This is a genomic window from Bartonella sp. MR63HLJHH (assembly GCF_042194155.1).
Lineage (GTDB): Bacteria > Pseudomonadota > Alphaproteobacteria > Rhizobiales > Rhizobiaceae > Bartonella > Bartonella grahamii.
This window is the reverse complement of sequence record NZ_JBHIMN010000004.1, coordinates 95633-115846: the sequence shown is the minus strand read 5'-3', so window position 1 is coordinate 115846 and position 20214 is coordinate 95633. Positions and strand designations below refer to the sequence as shown.

The 20214-nt window shown below is 37.9% G+C and carries 16 protein-coding genes; 6 read left to right on the top strand and 10 right to left on the bottom strand.

What is annotated here, in order from left to right:
* The first annotated feature begins 472 nt into the window (after positions 1–472).
* The 3 genes from thrC (at position 473) to ACFIKQ_RS03915 (ending at position 6514) form a co-directional block, all read left to right on the top strand.
* Positions 473–1870: a threonine synthase gene (thrC, locus tag ACFIKQ_RS03925; protein WP_375635761.1), complete on the top strand. Its 1398-nt coding sequence runs from the start codon at positions 473–475 to the stop codon at positions 1868–1870.
* An 83-nt stretch (positions 1871–1953) separates the two neighbouring features.
* Entirely contained in the window at positions 1954–3228 is a 1275-nt protein-coding gene (locus ACFIKQ_RS03920) for a M16 family metallopeptidase (RefSeq protein WP_375635762.1), read from the top strand.
* A 400-nt stretch (positions 3229–3628) separates the two neighbouring features.
* Complete coding sequence (locus tag ACFIKQ_RS03915; protein ID WP_375656001.1) at positions 3629–6514, top strand: EAL domain-containing protein; 2886 nt, start codon at positions 3629–3631, stop codon at positions 6512–6514.
* A gap of 42 nt (positions 6515–6556) precedes the next feature.
* Here ACFIKQ_RS03915 and ACFIKQ_RS03910 read toward each other — a convergent pair whose 3' ends face one another.
* On the bottom strand, positions 6557–7141 hold the full coding sequence (locus tag ACFIKQ_RS03910) for a YqgE/AlgH family protein (protein WP_375655999.1): 585 nt from the start codon (positions 7139–7141) through the stop codon (positions 6557–6559).
* A gap of 71 nt (positions 7142–7212) precedes the next feature.
* Here ACFIKQ_RS03910 and ACFIKQ_RS03905 point away from each other — a divergent pair, with 71 nt between their 5' ends.
* Positions 7213–8091, top strand: coding sequence for a protein-disulfide reductase DsbD domain-containing protein (locus tag ACFIKQ_RS03905; RefSeq protein ID WP_375635764.1), 879 nt, complete (start codon positions 7213–7215; stop codon positions 8089–8091).
* Between the two features lie 27 nt (positions 8092–8118).
* On the opposite strand, the gene rnhA is transcribed toward ACFIKQ_RS03905, so the two are convergent.
* The 4 genes from rnhA to cyoE form a co-directional block, all read right to left on the bottom strand.
* Positions 8119–8586 (bottom strand): ribonuclease HI, encoded by a 468-nt coding sequence (gene rnhA / locus ACFIKQ_RS03900; protein ID WP_375635765.1) that lies wholly within the window; start codon positions 8584–8586, stop codon positions 8119–8121.
* A gap of 5 nt (positions 8587–8591) precedes the next feature.
* On the bottom strand, positions 8592–9551 hold the full coding sequence (locus ACFIKQ_RS03895) for a homoserine kinase (RefSeq protein WP_375655997.1): 960 nt from the start codon (positions 9549–9551) through the stop codon (positions 8592–8594).
* Positions 9551–10606, bottom strand: coding sequence for a 4-hydroxy-3-methylbut-2-enyl diphosphate reductase (gene ispH, locus ACFIKQ_RS03890; RefSeq protein ID WP_375635767.1), 1056 nt, complete (start codon positions 10604–10606; stop codon positions 9551–9553). The genes ACFIKQ_RS03895 and ispH overlap by 1 nt, the downstream gene beginning before the upstream one ends.
* A gap of 181 nt (positions 10607–10787) precedes the next feature.
* Positions 10788–11723: a heme o synthase gene (gene cyoE, locus ACFIKQ_RS03885; RefSeq protein WP_375655995.1), complete on the bottom strand. Its 936-nt coding sequence runs from the start codon at positions 11721–11723 to the stop codon at positions 10788–10790.
* A 311-nt stretch (positions 11724–12034) separates the two neighbouring features.
* Between cyoE and ACFIKQ_RS03880 the strand changes: the two genes are divergently transcribed.
* Both ACFIKQ_RS03880 and tldD read left to right on the top strand, forming a co-directional pair.
* Positions 12035–12610, top strand: coding sequence for an invasion associated locus B family protein (locus tag ACFIKQ_RS03880; protein WP_375655993.1), 576 nt, complete (start codon positions 12035–12037; stop codon positions 12608–12610).
* A gap of 109 nt (positions 12611–12719) precedes the next feature.
* Positions 12720–14144 carry a metalloprotease TldD gene (gene tldD, locus ACFIKQ_RS03875; RefSeq protein ID WP_375655991.1) on the top strand — a complete coding sequence of 475 codons (1425 nt, stop codon included), beginning with the start codon at positions 12720–12722 and terminating at the stop codon, positions 14142–14144.
* 545 nt (positions 14145–14689) lie between these two features.
* On the opposite strand, the gene ACFIKQ_RS03870 is transcribed toward tldD, so the two are convergent.
* From ACFIKQ_RS03870 to ribB, 5 genes are all read right to left on the bottom strand, one after another.
* Positions 14690–15943, bottom strand: a complete 1254-nt coding sequence (locus ACFIKQ_RS03870) for a class I SAM-dependent RNA methyltransferase (protein WP_375655989.1) — start codon at positions 15941–15943, stop codon at positions 14690–14692.
* Entirely contained in the window at positions 15940–16683 is a 744-nt protein-coding gene (locus ACFIKQ_RS03865; protein ID WP_375655986.1) for a TlyA family RNA methyltransferase, read from the bottom strand. The genes ACFIKQ_RS03870 and ACFIKQ_RS03865 overlap by 4 nt, the downstream gene beginning before the upstream one ends.
* A gap of 16 nt (positions 16684–16699) precedes the next feature.
* Positions 16700–18607, bottom strand: coding sequence for a 1-deoxy-D-xylulose-5-phosphate synthase (gene dxs / locus ACFIKQ_RS03860; RefSeq protein ID WP_375655985.1), 1908 nt, complete (start codon positions 18605–18607; stop codon positions 16700–16702).
* A 236-nt stretch (positions 18608–18843) separates the two neighbouring features.
* The gene (locus ACFIKQ_RS03855) at positions 18844–19098 is read right to left on the bottom strand and encodes an exodeoxyribonuclease VII small subunit (protein WP_273787907.1); all 255 of its coding nucleotides are present in this window, start codon (positions 19096–19098) and stop codon (positions 18844–18846) included.
* A 7-nt stretch (positions 19099–19105) separates the two neighbouring features.
* On the bottom strand, positions 19106–20209 hold the full coding sequence (ribB, locus tag ACFIKQ_RS03850) for a 3,4-dihydroxy-2-butanone-4-phosphate synthase (RefSeq protein ID WP_375655983.1): 1104 nt from the start codon (positions 20207–20209) through the stop codon (positions 19106–19108).
* Between the last annotated feature and the right edge of the window lie 5 nt (positions 20210–20214).

The following is a 20214-nucleotide window of genomic DNA, read 5'->3' as shown; positions in this document are numbered from 1 at the left end:
ATAATTAAGCTAAACAAAAATTATTCAAAGTATAGATTTGCGCACGCAATGCCATAAAATTACCTTACAAATCTTCCAGTGTGAATTTTGATCTGTATCATTTCAATATTCATTTTAGCAGATTTAATTGTTACAAAGTATAAGAGCATAAAATAACTATAAATGATTGAGTTTTACAAAAAAAAGTTCTTCAATAAATACCATTCTATCTATTTGATTTTATTATTTAAGAAGATGCACAAGTGAAGATACGTTGTAAAATTTAAGTAAATGAATAATAGAGGGAAAATTTTCGACTTTAACAGATTTTCTGTGAACATTTGACGTTTATATCTCAAAAATAAAAATGCTTAAGAATATTTCCTTTCATTATTGAGTTAAAAACTCTATCCATTTAATAATTTAAATATTATGAAAAACGTGAAATAAATAACTTCACCAATTTGCCAGAAATAAAAAAAGGATAAAACGTATGGAATATATCAGCACGAGAGGTGAAGCTCCTGCTTTAAGCTTTACGGAAACGATCATGACAGGATTGGCAATTGATGGGGGACTTTATCTGCCAGATAAATTTCCTCAGCTATCATTTGATGCGTTACGAGCACTTCGTGGTCAGTCCTATACAACAATTGCTAAAACTATTCTGTGGCCCTTTGTGAATAACGAAATCGAATATACAGCTTTTGAAAATATGATCGCTGAATCTTATGCAACCTTTCACCATCCAGCAATCTGTCCGTTACGACAAACTGGAGCAGATGAATTTATCCTTGAACTCTTTCATGGTCCTACTTTAGCTTTTAAAGATGTCGCAATGCAGTTTCTTTCTCGACTGATGGATTATGTTTTGACTGAAAAAAATAGATGTGCAACGATTATTGCTGCAACATCAGGTGATACAGGAGGGGCTGCGATACAAGCTTTTGCTGGAAAAGAACACTCAGATATTTTTATTTTATTTCCTAAAGGACGTGTATCACCTGTTCAACAACGGCAAATGACAACCAATCAATGTTCAAATGTTCATGCCATTGCCATTGAAGGAAATTTTGATGATTGCCAAGCTCTTGTCAAAGCAATGTTTAATGACCACAATTTTCGTAAAAAAAGAGCGCTTTCAGGTGTTAACTCTATAAATTGGGCGCGTATCATGGCGCAAATTGTTTACTATTTTTCATCTGCACTTTCCTTAGGGGCTCCTGATAGAGCTGTTTCATTTACTGTTCCTACTGGAAATTTTGGTGATATTTTTGCAGGTTATGTTGCAGCCCGTATGGGATTACCCATTGCTCAACTGGTCATCGCAACGAATGATAACGACATCCTTGCACGTACATTGACCAGCGGTACTTACGAAACACAACCAATAGTCCATACAACATCACCTTCTATGGATATTCAGGTCTCTTCTAATTTTGAACGTTTGCTCTTTGAAAGTGGTAATCGTGATCCAATGTGGATTCGCAATGCAATGGACAACTTGAAACAATCAGGACGTTTTACTCTTGATGAAAAGCAACTCAAAAATATTCGTTCCCTATTTTCTGCTGGGAAAAGCAACATGGCTGCAACAGCTCAAACAATTAATAGTGTCTATAAGGAAAGTGGCTATCTTGTTGATCCACATACAGCCGTCGCTCTTCAAGTAGCGCGTAAAAACAAAAAACCGCATATTCCAATGATCGTCCTTGCCACGGCTCATCCAGCTAAATTTCCTGATACTATTAAAAGTGCTTGTGGACTTCATGCCCCATGGCCATCTCATCTCAATGATGTAATGAAACGCAAAGAACACTTTATAAGTCTTGCTAATGATGAAAAAATAGTAAAAGATTATATCTCTTTAAAATCGCATGCATCTTATTAAAGTTAGCTGCATTAACTTAAATCAAGAATATTCTAATACCCTTACAATGAGGTATTTAACTTATTTAATGGAGTTGTAAATACATGGATGTAGATATATGTCGCCTTAGTAATGGCTTGACTATCGCCACACATACAATGCAACAAATTGATAGTGTTGCCCTCGGAATATGGGTTAAAGTGGGCTCACGCAATGAAACCTCCACACAGCATGGTATTGCTCATCTTCTTGAGCATATGGCTTTTAAAGGAACCGAAAACCGCACTGCTTTTCAAATTGCAACCGATATTGAAGATGTTGGCGGTGAAATCAATGCCACCACCAGTATTGAAACAACAGCTTACTTTGCACGTGTACTTAAAAGCGATATCCCACTTGCTATAGACATTTTAGCCGATATTTTAATGCATTCAAAATTTGACGACAATGAACTAGAACGAGAAAAACAAGTAATATTTCAGGAAATTGGTGCCGCTCATGACACTCCTGATGATATTGTTTTTGATCACTTTACAGAAACAGCCTTTCGTCATCAATCCCTTGGACGCTCTATTTTAGGAACAGCTAAAACTATCCAATCATTTACATCTACTGATCTCCATGATTTCATCAATAAACAATATAGTGCAGATCGTATGATTGTCGTTGCTGCAGGAGCTGTAAAACACGAAAGTTTCTTGCGAGAAGTTGAAAGTCGTCTTGGTACTTTTCGCTCCCATTCAACCGCACCTCTTACTAATCTTGCAAATTATGTTGGTGGCGACTTTCGTGAATATCGCGATTTAATGGATACACAAGTTGTTCTGGGGTTTGAAGGGCGTGCTTATCACGCGCGTGATTTTTATGCGGCCCAAATTCTTTCAATCATTCTTGGTGGTGGTATGTCTTCACGTCTTTTTCAAGAGGTAAGAGAGAAACGTGGATTATGCTATTCTATTTATGCTTTTCATTGGGGATTTTCAGATACTGGTCTTTTTGGTGTTCACGCAGCTACCGGACAAGAAGGGCTCAAAGAACTTATTCCCGTGATTCTTGATGAACTTTCCAAGGTCAGTAAAAACATTCACGCCAATGAACTGCAACGAGCACAAACGCAATATCGTGCGAATCTGACAATGTCACAGGAAAATCCCTCTAGTCAAGCACATCTCATTGCTCGCCAAATACTCCTTTATGGTCGACCAATTCCAATATCGGAAACAATTGAACGCCTCAATCTCATCACTCCTAAAAGATTAACTGATTTAGCACATCGTCTTTTTACAAATTCCACTCCAACACTAACTGCTGTCGGACCTGTAGGACCCCTCATAAATTTTGATGATTTAACGTCAACTCTTTCATACAAGCTAAAGTAAAAAACTTCTTTTCAAAACAGCATCACAATAACATACACATATTTTATCGTAAAATTTACCACAAAAGCTCTTCTCATTAAATAAGTTTTGGAAATATTGGGCAAAGAAGCGTACAAAACTACCCAATTCATACTTCATGTGATAAAGATTCTAATGAGTGAAGGTATATCCATGAAATCTGGAAATTCATGGTTTAACTTTGCCCTTTTAACATATAAAACTTCATTCGCTTCAAGTTCCATTGAAGCAAATGGACATGTGGTCTATTTGTATACAAAACCACATAACTTAAGAAAAAGTGATAACAATTTATTATGTAAATAAATTATAAAAGGTGGACGTTTTTTCTCAAAAATCGAAATGAAAATTAAACATCCTAAAATATTGAGAGTGGGACATTGTGAAGAGTTTGCGTAAAATAATTGATATCATTTTCATTGTAGTCGTTAGTTTTCTTGTCCATCTTACATCAGCACAAGCAATTGAGCCAGTTAAAATTTCTTCTCAGGATGCTGCTCTTGATCTCTCAAAAGCAATTGAAATTCACCATACAAACAGCTCTATTTTTCAAACAAGTACAGCGCCAGGACCAGATGGTATTGTATGGCGTATTGAAGTGCAGGCAAAAAATGAAAAATTTTCCGGAAATTGGGCAGTCTTTTCTCTTGCAAATCCAACAGATGAACAAGTCGATCGTCTCATCGTTGCCCCCCATTACCGCATGGCGCGTTCTGGATTTTTTTGGCCAGATCTTGGATCAGAAAGGATTCAATCCATAACGCCAAGCGAAGGGTTTTCCCTCGATCGTCAACTTAGTGCAAACTCTGACATCTTTCGTATTACCCTTAACCCTGGTGCTGTTGTTACATTTGTGGCCGAACTTAACTCTGCAAATCTACCGCAAATCTATTTATGGCAACCTGAAGCTTATAAAGATGCAATTAATTCTTATACGCTTTATCATGGTATTCTTCTTGGTATATCTGGTCTCTTAGCGCTTTTGTTAACTGTTCTCTTCGTCGTCCGTGGAACAGGGCTGTTTCCTGCAACAGCAGCTGTTGCTTGGGCTGTGCTTTTTTATATTGGTATTGACTTCAACTTTTTAAATAAATTCTTTGCAGTTACACTCACAACACAACCAATCTGGCGTGCTGGTACAGAAGTAGCACTTACTGCTACACTCTTCATTTTTCTTTTTACCTATCTCAGCCTTAACCGCTGGCATTATCATTTTAGTTACGGTGCTATCGCTTGGACCATTGCCTTTTGCAGTCTAGGAGCCTTTGCTATTTATGATCCAATCAGAGCAGCTGGAATTGCGCGTTTGTCTTTTGGTCTTACCGCTGTGCTTGGTATAATATTAATCATCTATTTCTCAATCAGAAGCTATGACCGCGCCATTATGCTTATCCCAACATGGTTGCTCATTAGCTTTTGGTGTATTGGAGCCTATGCCTGCATAGCTGGATATTTAAACAATGATATTATCCAGCCAGCATTAGCGGGAGGATTAGTGCTCATTGTTCTTCTCATCAGCTTTACTGTCCTGCAACAAACTTTTTCTAATGACGCTTTCCATGAAGGAATATTTTCCGATCTTGAACAACAAGTACTCGCAGCAAAGGGAGCTGGAAATATTATTTGGGATTGGAATATTGAGCGTGACCGTATTGTTGTACATCCAAACATGGCAACCCTTTTTGGTACTGAAATTCATAACCTCAATGGACCTATGCGCAACTGGATTTCAGCCTTGCACCATGATGATCGTGAACGCTTTCAAGCCGTATTAGATATCATTCTTAAAAATAAAAAAGGGCGCATTGATCAAATTTTTCGGCTTTCTTCCGGTGGTGGTTATTATCATTGGTTTTCTCTTCGTGCACGTCCGGCTATGCAAAAAGATGGGAAAATCACACGTGTCATTGGAACCATTGTCAATATTACTAACCACAAAAAATCCGAAGAACGCTTATTGCATGATGCAATCCACGACAGCTTAACCGGCCTTCCTAACCAACAAATTTTCTTCGATAGACTACAAAATTATACCTCTTTGGCGAAAGCAAATATCAAAATTAGACCGACTGTCTTTATGATTGATTTTGACAATTTTCGCCAAATTAATCGCAAATTAGGCATAGCAGTTGGGGATACTGTACTGCTTATAATCGCACGTCGTTTAAACCGTCTCATTAATTTTCAAGACACCTTATCGCGCCTTTCAGCAGACCGCTTTGCAATTATTTTACTCAGTGAAACTGAACCACAAAAAATTGCAGCATTTGCAGATCATTTGCACAAAACAATTTCAGCACCTATTTCACTTTCAGAAAACAAAATAATCCTTTCAACGTCTATCGGATTGGTTACATGGAGTGAAAGCCGATCGACGGCTAAAGATATTTTTAATGATAGTGAATTAGCGATGATTCGTGCAAAACAAATGGGTGGAAACCATATTGAACCTTTTCGTCCTAATTTTCGCACTTTGGGTCTCGAACATAATACTCTGGAGAAAGATGTTCATTATGCCATAAAACGTAATGAGATAAAAATCCTCTACCATCCTATTCTTAATTTATCAGACGGACATATTATTGGTTTTGAAACAATTGTAGAATGGCATCATCCCACTTATGGAAATTTAAATGTCTCTGATTTCATAAAAATCGTAGAAAACGAACAAATTGTTATGAATTTGTCACAATTTATCATCGATAATGCCATTATCGATCTTATAAATGTACAAGAAAAGTTTTCCCAACAATCTTTCTTTATTTCAATTAATTTACCAAGCGCAGAAATGATTCATCCTCGTTTTATCAGTCAATTGCGCGCCGCTTTGCTTCGTCATCCGCTCCACAAAGGGCGTTTGATGATTGAAATATCTGAATTTGTCTTAAGAAATAATCCTGAACAATCAGCGCACTTTCTCGAACAAATTAAAACACTTGGAATGAATCTCGCACTCGATAATTTTGGAACAGGTTATTCGTCTCTGACCTATCTCGTACGTTATCCATTTGATATGGTTAAACTTGATCGTTCACTTATTTCAATCGACTCCCTTAAGAAGAAAATTGTTCTCAAGTCTATCATTAATATGGCAACAGATCTTAATTTGCAAATTATCGCAGAAGGTGTTGAAAATGAAAAAGAAGCGATCTTCCTCCGTCAAGAAGGCTGTAAATATGTTCAAAGCACACTTGTAACGAAACCGATTGCCATAGAAGAATTAATTACGCTCGTTCAGAGCCATTTCCCTTATAAAGTAAAAACATAAGGGATAAAATAACGTGTAAAGTTAAAAAACTTAGAAAAAACTCTATGCGTGTCCCATTTCAGAAGCAAGATAAGTTGGATCGATACCCATGCGTGTTAAACTTTTATCATACTTGCAGCTTAAATCGCTTTCAAAAAGAAAACTAGGTGATGTAGAACTGATTAGCCAACCATTTGTAGAAATTTCTGCCTCAAGTTGCCCCGCTTTCCATCCAGCATAACCTAATGCTACCAGTGCATGTTGCGGACCTTGTTCGCAACTGATCGCTTTTAATATATCAATTGTCGCAGTAAAACAGACCTTATCTGCAATAAAAACAGTTTCTTCACAAGCATAATCATCTGAATGAAGGACAAAACCACGCGAAGGATCAACAGGACCACCATAGCGAACTGGAAACTGTTTTATTGGTTCAGAAAGACTTTTTTTTTGGCCACTGTCTATGACTCCCAAGTGAAGCAAAAGCTCTGGAAAATCAATATGATGCAATTGATTGAGAATAATGCCCATCGCACCGGCATCAGAATGCGCGCAAATGTAAATAACAGAACGAATAAAGCGTTTGTCATTCATCCTAGGCATTGCTATGAGTAATTGTCCACCTAAAAAGCCATTACACCGCTTCATTAATTTGTTATTCTCCATAATTTACATGATAAAAGTTTGTTCATTTAGTACACTAGGAAAATAAAACTCCAATGAAAAAAAGTCATATATTTACAAATTTACAAAATATCGCAACTTTCTTTTATAAAAATCTTTTAGTTACTTTAAGCTTAACATTCATAGTTTTAGAATTACTTAACATTCCTGTAAATGCTCAAAAAGGACAAAAACTCCAGCTTTTCGCAACATCTTGGTATGAATCAGATGGTGGTCGTATCCGATTAGCGATCACCGAACCTTCTCTTTCTGGAATAAGAGAAGGCATTATTGAGATTGTGCTTAAACCAGGATGGAAAACTTACTGGCGTAATCCAGGTAATTCTGGCATGGCACCGTTTTTTAATTTCAACCAACAGGTTTCTTATGAAATCTTTTATCCTACCCCACAGCTTTTTGAAACAGAAAATGATTGGTCATTAGGCTATAAAGATAAAGTAATATTGCCCTTCAATCTTTCTGGTTCAAGCAAAAATTTAAGTGGTGCTTTCACTCTTGGATTATGTAATAAAATCTGTCTTCCATTTACTGTTAACTTTGATTTTTCGCCATCTGCTCTTAAAAATAAACATCTTCCTGCTTCCTTCTTAAAAAATGCCCAAGATTCTTTGCCCCGCATGATGCAGAATGCACTAAAAATAAGTGCCGAAAAAAATAACAGTACCCTTCTTATAAAAATACAAAATAACAACAAAACCACTCCTTCCTCTCTCTTTTTAGATGGAGGAGAAATGCAAATTGGAGCAGCAAAAAAAGTCAGTGATAACGCAGAATATACACTCTTCAGTGCTCCACTCTATTTCGCTCCAGAAGAAATAAACCAAAAAATTTTTTATACAGTTTCTTTTAAAGATTACGCCTTAAGTGGAACATTCATATTCCATACGCAGCCAACCCCTCTTGTGACTCCGTAATAAAAGAAAAAAGCTATCAAACAGCAATTATGCTGTAAAATGTCCATTTTCGCGATATTGAGTAATTGCTTTGCGAGCAAGGGCATCTGCGCGTTCATTTTCTGGATGTCCCGCATGCCCTTTTACCCAGTGCCATCTGACTGTATGACAAGAACAAGCATCCTCAAGAGCTTGCCATAGCTCCATATTTTTAACAGGCTTTTTTGATGCGGTGCGCCAATTATTCTTTTTCCAATCTTCAATCCACTTAGATATACCGTTACGCACATAAACTGAGTCTGTATAAAGGTCGACCAAACAGGGCTCTTTAAGCGCCTTTAATGCACAAATTGCCGCCATGATTTCCATTTGATTGTTTGTCGTATGGACCTTACCGCCATAAAGCTCACGTTCATGACCATTCCAGCGTAAAATTGCTCCCCATCCTCCAATTCCAGGGTTCCCTGAGCAAGCACCATCTGTATAAATTTCAACGACTTTTTGTTGAGTTGCCATAAAATTTAAAAACCTAATTCACTTAGCGAATTTACATTACTGAAAAAACAAAGCTTGTGCCAATACTCCCATGGATCTTTCTTAATAACAAAGCTATTAGGCGGTGTATTAAACCAATCATAAAGACGTGTGAGTAAGAAACGTAAAGACGCACCACGAGCTAACAAAACAATCTTGTCCAATTCTAAAAGGATCAATGGTCTTATTTTTTGATAATTTTCCAATAACTTACGTGCTTTGGCCAGATTATAGGAATGATCAGGCTCAAAGCACCAAGCATTTAAACAGATCGCTAAATCATAAGCAAAAAAGTCATTACAAGCAAAATAGAAATCTATCATCCCAGAAAGACGATGATTCACAAAAAAGACGTTATCATTAAATAAATCTGCATGGATAATGCCTATTGGTAAATTGAGCGGCCAATTTTCCTGTAAAAAAGCCAATTCCAACTCAATTTTTTGTCCAAATTCTTTTAATAATGCATCTTCTTTTGTTTGACAACGTTGCCACAATACCTGCCAATCCATAACAGAAAGAGTATTTTTACGACTGAGTGTAAAATCCTGTCCTGCTAAATGTAATTGTGCGAGCCCCGTCCCCACTTCACCACAATGATCTATAGTGGGCTGGCGGACCCACTCTCCTTCCAGAAAAGTAATAATAGCAGCAGGGCGTCCTGCTAATTCACAGATCATCATTCCATCATTTTGAATAACAGGTTGAGGACAAGGAATTCCACGCTGTCCTAAATGCTGCATCAAGCGACAAAAAAAAGGTAAATCATCTTTTGAAATACGTTTTTCATAAAGTGTTAAAATAAATCGCCCTTGTGTTGTCTCTAACATAAAATTAGAATTTTCAATCCCCTCCTCTATACCTTGATAAGACAAAAGTGACCCTATTGCATAACGTGTTAAAAACACTTTTAAATCATTTGAATGAATATCTGTATAAACGGCCATTATTCTGCTTTCGTTGTAGACATGTCTGTATTCTGATTTTCATTTTTTGCATTATTTGCTTGACCATTGACGAAAGCCATATCTTGAGACGTTAAAATGACGTCACGTAATTCGCGACTCACTAAAAATTTTTCCGTTTCTACCGCTGTTTCAGCTAATTCTATTGTGACATCATAACGCTCACGAAACGCTGAAATAATTTCATCAATAATAATTTCAGGAGCCGAAGCCCCTGCTGAAAGACTGACAATAGAAAGAGCTTTTAGGTTTTCAAAATTAATTTCATCAGCGCGCTGAACTAAAATAGCTTGCCGCGCACCAGACTTTTCGGCAACCTCTACTAAACGTCGTGAATTAGAAGAATTTGGCGCTCCAACAATCAAAAACAAATCACTCCCCTTTGCTGCTGCCTTAACCGCATCTTGTCGATTCGTTGTAGCATAGCAAATTGACTCAGCCGCTGGGGCCGCTAATGTAGGGAAACGTTGTTGTAATATATCGAGAATTCCTGCAGTATCTTCAACAGAAAGCGTTGTTTGTGTAACAAATCCTAATTTATCTGGATCATTGGGTTGGTAATGCAAAGCATCTTCTATCGTTTCAATAAGCGTCACAGCCCCTTCTTCAAGCTGTCCCATTGTCCCTATCACCTCAGGATGACCAGCATGACCAATCAATATAACATGACGACCATGACGTTGATGTCGTATCGCTTGTTTATGAACTTTCGAGACCAACGGACATGTTGCATCGAGATAAAACAAATTATAGCATCGTGCTTCTTCTGAAACAGATTTTGGTACACCATGAGCAGAAAAAACAACCGGTTGATTGCGATGTTCTTCCGGAATCTCATCAAGTTCTTCAACAAAAACGGCTCCCCGTTGTTGTAATCCCTCAACCACGTAGCGGTTGTGTACAATTTCATGACGAACATATACTGGAACACCATATTTTTTTAATGCAAGGAGAACAATCTGGATAGCACGATCAACCCCTGCACAAAATCCACGTGGACCACAAAGACGTATCGTTAAAGGGGGAAGTCCAGACATAAATCATCCTTAATCTCTACAGTTTTAGCTATATATTCAAACAACCTATCGTTATACACGAATAAGCAATGTAAAAAAACTGCAATACCATCTTTTGCATAAGAACACACTCTATCGTGTTTTCTTACAATATGTTCTTGCAACAAAGCTCTTTTAAAATTTGTTCTTTCATTTTACGCGACTAAAGAGCGATAAAATACCAAACAAGAGATTCAATCAAAAGAACTCCAAAGATAGCTGCCAAATAAAGTAATGAAAAGAAAAACAGTTTTTTTGCCATCAAAATAGTTTCATTATGTGTATCAGCTTTCCACAAACGATAGGCAAAATAAACAAAGATAATGCTTAAAATTGTTGAAAAAATACCATAAAAAATTCCACCAAGACCAGTAAAGCAAGGAGCAGCTGCGCATAATGCCATCAAAATAGTATAAAATAAAATCTGTTTTTTTGTTGAATGTTCACCTCGTACATTAGGCATCATAGGGATACCTGCTGCCTCATAATCAAGAGATGAAAATAAAGAAAGAGACCAAAAATGAGGGGGGGTCCACATAAAAATGATTAAAAATAATAAAAAGCTATCAATACTCACTGTCCCTGTTGTCACGGCCCATCCAATCATTGGTGGAAAAGCCCCAGAAGCACCACCAATAACAATATTTTGTGGTGTGGTACGCTTTAACCAAATTGTATAGATAACAACATAAAAGAAAATCGTAAACGCAAGAAAAAATGCCGCAAACCAATTAATGAAGCTCCCCATAACCAATACCGAAAGCATAGAAAGAACCATGCCAAAAATAAATGCTTTTCGGGAACTGATTTTACCCATAGGAATAGGACGCTTTTTGGTCCGTTCCATCACGGCATCAATGTCAGCATCATACCACATATTCAGTGCTCCCGCACCGCCACCACCGATAGCAATACATAAAATCGCTAAAAAACCATACAACGGATTGATAGGAACAGGCGATACAAGCAAACCAACCAGAGCCGTAAAGACCACAAGAGACATAACACGTGGCTTTAATAACGTGATATAATCACCAATACCGGATTTTGGTGGCGTTGATTTACCATTCACAACCGATAACTCTCCTGAAACTGACATTCCGCTCAAAGCCCTTTTCCATTTCTGTCATTCACAAACCAATATTATCTGACAAATATTATCTAGCGTATGGAAATGATCAATTAAGACCAATCGTATTTTTGAGAAAATATGAAATACCTCGTTCGCACGTATCCCCTAAAAATAGATGGAAATATTGGCAACAAAAATACATTTTTTCAATCAACATTCTCTCCTACATTACAAATGTATCATAAAAATATATCCTATGGATTAATATATTTGGGTAAATACTGATTTTGTGTTATAGTTTTTATGTGGGGAATTCATTTTTTTATGTAAATCTATGCATGGTTGTGTGTGTGTTGAGTCGGATAGGATTTTCTGTGATACTTCATAAATTACTCAAAAAAAGTTTTTTTATTGGTGCTGTTCTTTACACACTTTATAGTAGTTTTATCAATCATGCATTTGCACAAACACCCTATGCGCAAAATGTCCCTGCTCCACAAACCTATGGTGCATGGACAAAAGTTTGTACTCTACCGCCAGGTACACCTAACATGCAGTGTGAAGTTGTACAAAACGTTCATACACAAGGTCGTCATGATATTACCTTGCGCGTTACATTTTATAAACTTCCTCAAAAGCAAGGTGCTTTGATGCGTGTTTTTGTTCCGATTCGCGTTGAATTACGTCCTGGTGTTGGAATTAAAATTGACGATAAAAATATGGGCAGAATGGAATATCGTCGTTGTCTTGGTGATAATTGTGTTGCTGAAGCCTTTCTTAAAGAAGACATATTGCAGCTCTTTTTAAAAGGAAAAATGGCAACTTATTTTATTTTTACAACTCCTGAACAAGGGATTGGAGGTTTCGTTGACCTTCATGGTCTTGGCGACGCCTATGCAACCTTACCTACATGAATGAAATCGATACACTTTATACGATTAAAATCTCATCGTATATTTTGAAAGCTTCTTAAATTAGATTAATAAAAATCTTCTAAGTCCCCATAAAAATAGGATAATTCTTATGAAATCGCTGATTGATCATTTTGATATTACTTCCTCTAAAGTGCAATCACTTGTACAAGAAACGCTTCATCATGCTGATGACGGTGAGCTTTACCTTGAGTATACAGAAAGCGAAGCTCTTTTATTTGATAATGGACAGCTTAAAAACGGCTCTTTCCATCAAGATATGGGATTTGGTCTGCGTGTCGTTGCTGGAGAAGCTACCGGATATGCATATTCTAGTGAATTATCAGCTGCTGCACTCAAACGTGCCAGTGAAGCAGCTAAAGCTATTACCTATAATAATCATGCAGGGACTTATAGCATAGCACCTCAACAAACAAACAAGAGACTTTATCAACCGCATAATCCCCTTGATGCTCCATCATTTGAAGAAAAAAGTGCTCTTTTGCAAAAAATTGATGCCTATTTACGTGCTAAAAATGATAAATTGCATCAAGTGACTGCTTCTCTTTCCGGCTCGCTACAACATGTTGAAATTTTACGTGCAGATGGTTATTTGGTTCGTGATATTCGTCCCCTTGTGCGGCTTTCTATATCTGTAGTCGCAGCTGAAGGCAATCGACGTGAAAATGGTTTTTATGGATGTGGAGGGCGACAAGCATTTGACCAATTTATTCATGAAGACAATTGGAAAAAAGCTGCGAATGAAGCCTTACGTATGGCTTTAACAAATTTAGAAGCAGAAGCAGCACCTGCAGGATCTTTTGATGTTGTCTTAGCCAATGGATGGCCTGGTGTTATGCTCCATGAAGCCGTAGGTCATGGTTTAGAAGGTGACTTTAACCGTAAAAAAACATCCGCTTTTGCTGGACTTTTAGGACAACAAGTTGCAGCAAAAGGTGTTACAGTTGTTGATGACGGAACAATTCCACAATGCCGTGGCTCTCTCACTGTCGACGATGAGGGGACCCCTTCAGGATATAACGTCCTTATTGAAGATGGAAAGCTCGTTGGTTTTATGCAAGACAGGCTTAATGCACGGCTTATGGGAGGTAAATCAACTGGAAATGGACGGCGTGAATCTTATGCTCATGCACCAATGCCACGAATGACCAATACAATCATGCTAGGAGGAGATAAAACACCTGAAGAAATCCTTTCTTCACTCAAACATGGTATCTATGCTGTTTCATTTGGTGGAGGACAAGTTGATATTACTTCTGGAAAATTCGTCTTTGAATGTACTGAAGCATACCGAGTAGAAAATGGTAAAATTGTAGCACCAATCAAAGGCGCAACTCTTATTGGAAATGGACCGGATGCTATGAAACGTATTACAATGATTGGTAATGATAGTAAACTTGATAATGGTATCGGTCTCTGTGGAAAAGCTGGCCAAAATGTCCCTGTTGGTGTTGGTCAACCTCATCTTCGAATCAATAATATGACAATCGGTGGAACTGCGCTTATAAAGGAATAAGCGTTCTCATTCCTTCCCAATATTGCCTCCTTCTCGTCTATCACGACCACTTTGTGAGGGGGGGGGGTACAATGCGTTGATTTATAAAGATAATCTATCGTTTTTCATATTGAATTAGAACCTTGAATTCCATAAGATTCTCTCATTTCAAATCTGTTCCATGTTGAATCAATCAAAATCTTTCGTTTGTACGTTACAGGTGGGGGAGTTATATGAATAAAAACTGTAAAAGACAGGACCAAAGATTCCTCTTATGTCCCCTCTCAAGTACCAAGAGTTGTAGAAACATTGAGAGATGGCAAATATAACACTAGCACCGGCTTGTTCAGATACATCTTCTTCGTAATACATTAGTCTTTTGTGTGGGATAATTTACCTTTTATATTTCATAATAAAAAAGTTTAAAATAAAAAACACTTTCTACATTCAGTGCTCTTAATTCAACGAGCAAAAGGTTATTATTATAGAGAAATTTTGGAGAGATTTTTATAATAATACTCAAGTAAACTTTTAAAAAAGTCTTCATGGCATTAAAAAATTTTAGGCTAAAGCTTCCAAGCTTTCTTTTTTTTCTTTTTGCTCAAAACAGCAACAATTTCGACATGTGGTGACCATAAAAATTGATCAATCGGTATGATTTTTTCTACTGTATACCCCCCTGCAACAAGAAGAGATAAATCACGAGCAAATGTAGTAGGATTACAGGAAATTGCCACAACACGTGATACTGTTGTCTTCGCTAATTCACGTACTTGTTGCTCTGCACCAGCACGGGGAGGATCAAAAACAACACTCTCAAAACACTCAAGTTCCTTTACAGAAAGGGGATGTCGGAAAAGATCACGTTTTTCACAAGTGACCGTTTTTAAACCAGTTGCAAAACGTGCTGCTGTATTTAGATTTCTTAATGCATCTTCATTATCTTCTACTGCATGAACATTCATCTTTTTTGCCATACGCAAGGTAAATGTTCCTATCCCTGAAAACAAATCAACAGCATTCTTTGCTTTTTGTAAATGAGTCAAAATAATATTGCCCATTATATTTTCAGCTTCGCAAGTTGCTTGAAGAAAACCACCAGAAGGAAATTCAACACGGACATCTCCAAAGTAAATCTCTGGTTTTTCTCGTTCAACCAAAACTTCACCGTCAACAGATAAACGTATAATCCCATATGAAAGAGCAGCACTGATCATTTTCTGACGAAGTGATTCATGGTGTACAATGCAACCGCTTAAAGCAACATCTAAACCATTTTCAACACGTGTTATTGTAACATGAAACCGTTTGGCAGAGCTGCTTAGAAAAGCACAGAGCTCTCTAATATTATGCAACTGAGAAATAAGCTCTGGACGGCTTACTGGACATTCCTCAAGAGCTACAATCTCATGAGAGAGATAACGGTTAAAACCAACTTTTTGCCCCTGTGGGGTCATAGATGCTGTTAGAGTAATCCGCCGTCGGCTATAAGGTTTACATTCTATTAAAGGCGCAACAACATTATTAAGTCCATACTTTTTAAGCGCATCAACAACCAATTGTTGTTTCCATACGCGATAAGCATCCATATGCCAATGCTGAAGAGTACACCCTCCACATTCTCCAAAATGCTGACAAAGAGTATCAATGCGTTCTAATGATTTTTCTTTTAATGCTATACATGTTGCATATTTTCCATGAACAGTAATTTCAGCACACTCTCTTGGTAAAGTAAAAGGAACATAAACGAAGCCGTGAGACGTCCTAGAAGTACCATACCCATTTGCTCCGATATGGTCGATTATGACATTGTCACTCACTCTTGTTTTTCTCCGAATAGTAAATATTCCACGTTGCCATCACCACCTGTAATAGGGGAAGAAATTAAACCTTTTGCACTCCACCCTGTTTGTGTATTTAACCAAACAAAAAGCGCCTCAGCAGTTTCTTTAGCTATTAATGGATTTAATATTCCCCTCTTGCTAAAGCGTTTACGACCAACCTCAAACTGAGGCTTTACCAGTAAAACAGCTTGGGCACCCTTCTTGGCTAAAGACAAAACGGGAGGCAATGCAAGTTTGAGAGAAATAAAGCTAACATCTGAAACGATAAGATCAATTTCTCGCCCACCTAAATGTTTATGTTGAAAATCTCTAACATTCAAGCCTTCTAATAACGTTATAGCACTGTTGCCCAATAAACGTTTATCAAATTGATGATGCCCAACATCAACGGCAATTACATGAGCCGATCCACGCTCTAAGAGAACTTGTGTAAAACCACCTGTTGATGCACCAACATCAATGGCCGTCACTTTATCTGTTATAATCGGAAATGCATCAAGTGCAGCAATCAATTTTAACGCTGCCCGAGAAACATAATTCTGCGCTGGATCACAAACAGCAATCTCTGCATCATCAAAAACGATTTGCCCAGCTTTAAAAACGATTTCGCCGTTAACTTTAACAGTTTGACGCATAACAGCATCACGTGCGCGTGAACGTGTCGTAAAAAAGTTTTTTTCAACTAAGAGAATATCGAGCCTTTTTCTGGCAGCCATATCATACTCGAATTTTTTATCCTGTTCGAATCTCGCGGCCTAAAGCAGCAAAAACCGTGTTGACAATACCCATAGCATCAAGTCCGATACGTGAAAGAACTTTTTCTGGTGCACCATGATTCAAATACTCATCAGGAAGTTTTAGTGTACGAGCTTTCAAACCATGCTCTAAGAGCCCTTCATGCGCTAAAAATTGTAATATGTGCGCTCCAAAACCACCGATTGCCCCTTCTTCAATTGTCACCAATACTTCATGCTCACGTGCCAAACGACACATCAAATCCTTATCTAAAGGTTTCGCAAACCGTGCATCTGCAACCGTCGTAGATAATCTTTCAGCCTCCAATGCATCAGCAGCTTGTAACACTTCTGACATCCGCGTTCCAAAACAAACCAAAGCGATCCTATTTCCTTCACGCAGAACACGCCCTTTTCCAATTTCTAATAACTCACCACGTTGCGGTAAATCTATACCAATGCCCTCACCACGTGGATAACGAAAAGAAATTGGTCCCTGATCATAAGCTGCAGCTGTACGCACCATATGCATCAGTTCAAGCTCATCAGAAGGTGCCATAACAACAAACCTAGGAAGAGTGGACAAAAAAACAATATCAAAACTTCCAGCATGTGTTGCACCATCTGCCCCCACAAAACCTGCACGGTCAATAGCAAAACGTACCGGTAATTTTTGAATTGATACATCATGAATAATTTGATCATAAGCACGCTGTAAAAAAGTAGAATAAATTGCAACAAAAGGCTTGTACCCTTCACAAGCAAGACCTGCCGCAAAAGTTACGGCATGTTGCTCAGCGATACCAACATCAAACATTTTTTCAGGAAATTTTTTCGCAAAAGAATCAAGACCTGTCCCTGTTGGCATCGCTGCTGTTATGCCAACAATCTTATCATCATGGCGAGCTTCTTCTATTAAAGCTTTAGAAAATACCTTGGTATAGGGTAGAATATTACTTGATGCTTTAACCTGTTTTCCTGTCATGACATCAAAACGATTAACACCATGATATTTATCAGGTGAGGCTTCTGCAGGTGGATATCCCTTTCCCTTATGTGTGACAACATGCACCAAAACAGGACCACTAGGATATTCACGAACATTTTTTAAAACAGGCAATAAATGCCCCAAATTGTGCCCATCTATGGGGCCAAGGTAATAAAAGCCAAGCTCATCAAATAAAGTTCCCCCAACCAAAAGTCCACGCGCAAATTCCTCTGAACGACGCGCCTTATCCAAAAAAAACTTTGGCAATTTTTCGCTCAACATCTTTACGCGTTCACGCAAATGACGATAAGAAGGACGAGATACTAATCGTGCAAGATGTGCTCTCATAGCACCTGTAGGTGGTGCGATAGACATATCGTTATCATTAAGAACAACAATCAAGCGTGCATCCAAAGCACCAGCATTGTTCATTGCTTCATAAGCCATGCCCGCAGACATTGCACCATCACCGATGACAGCTATGATATTGCGTCTTGTCTCTGCTTTCAAAGCACTTGCCACCGCCATGCCAAGCCCCGCTGAAATAGAAGTAGACGAATGACCCGCTCCAAATGGATCATACACACTTTCTGAACGTTTTGTAAAACCTGATAATCCGCCCTCTTGACGTAATGTGCGAATTTTTTCTCTACGCCCCGTTAAAATCTTGTGTGGATAGGTTTGATGACCAACATCCCAAATAATCCTATCCTCTGGTGTATTAAAAATATAATGTAATGCAACAGTGAGCTCAACAACACCAAGTCCCGCCCCAAGATGACCACCTGTTACAGAAACCGCATCAATTGTTGCAGTTCGCAACTCATCAGCCAACGGTCCCAAATCAGACTCAGGCAATGCCCGCAAATCTTGCGGAAAACAAATACGGTCAAGCAATGGTGTTAAGACCTGAGACAAAAAAAACCTTTCTATTATCTTAACTTAAGAAAACGAAACGATAAAAATATATCTTCTCTACTCTTATTTACAGTTTTGCATCTTTTTTACTGAAAAATGCTCTTTTCTATTTGAGATGAGCTATCCTTTCCTCATTTTTTACTTATTTTATAAAAAAGAAATCAATCGATTTAATTTTCTATAAAAAAGGTTATTATATCTCCTCGTTTCACAATAAATATCCAAAATATTTAATATTATTTAGCATCAAGTGGTTCTACTCCTTCTGGAGAACCGTCTTCTGAAAGCTGTATTTTTTCAACTTTAGCTTCAGCAACTCTTAAGAGTTTTTCACAATGCTTTTTAAGCGCTTCACCGCGTTCATAAATATCAATGGATTGTTCCAAAGGCACATCGCCACGTTCCAAATTTTCGACAATAACTTCAAGTTGCTTAAGCGCTTGCTCAAAGCTTAAGGTCGTAATATCCCCCTCTTGTATCTCTTTTTTCATATGAACCTCAAAAAATATCTGTTCTAGATATACGAATTCCAAAACCTTCTAAACCTACATGATGATGCTCTTTAGCAGCATAAACAATAACAGAGCCTATTCCTAGATATTTTAAAATTTGTGATCCTAAACCAATTTTGCGCCATTCTTCTTCGCGTTCAATCGCCTGCACATGGTTTTCTGAACTGTCTCTTGCCATATTTTGAATATCAATAGTTGATTGCATAACAGATCCTTTACGCAAATAAATAAATACGCCACGTTTTTCTTTTTCCATCATACGCCGCATCACCACCATAATATCTGAAGATTGACAAAAAACGTCATTTATAATGTTTTCATGATGTAAATACACAGGAATATCCTCACCCTCACGGACATCACCAAAAACAATTGCAATATGCTGAACGGCTTCCCAAGGAAATTGATAACTTTGAACAATAGCGGGACCTACAGATGTTTCAATAGGCATTTCTCCAACATGCTTGATCAATATTTCCTTACGTTGGCGGTAAGCAATTAAATCTGCAACCGTTATCATATGTAACCGATGTCCTTGTGCAAATTTCATGATCTGATCGCCATGTTTAACGCTGCCATCATCATTGACCAACTCACCAATAACACCAACTGGTGGCAAACCAGCTAATTTACATAAATCAACAGCGGCCTCCGTGTGACCTGAACGCATGAGCACCCCCCCTTCATGCGCAATCAAAGGAAAAATATGTCCTGGACGGACAAAATCGTGAGCACCAGCATTTGGATTAGCAAGATTACGAACTGCCAATGTGCGGTCATGTGCAGAAATACCCGTTGTTATCCCATGTTTAAAATCCACAGTAACAGTAAATTGCGTCCCATGTGCAGAGTTATTATCTGGTACCATAGGAGCAAGATTAAACCGTTGTGCTTCTTTTTTTGGCATAGGTGTACACACAATACCTGTTGTGTGACGAAGAATAAACGCCATCTTTTCTTCTGTACAATACGCTGCAGCAACAGTTAAATCACCCTCATTTTCACGGTCATCATCATCTGTCACCACAACAATTTCACCGCGTTCAAAAGCTTTAAGTGCAGAAACAATTTTTTTTTCATCATACGCCATTGTTC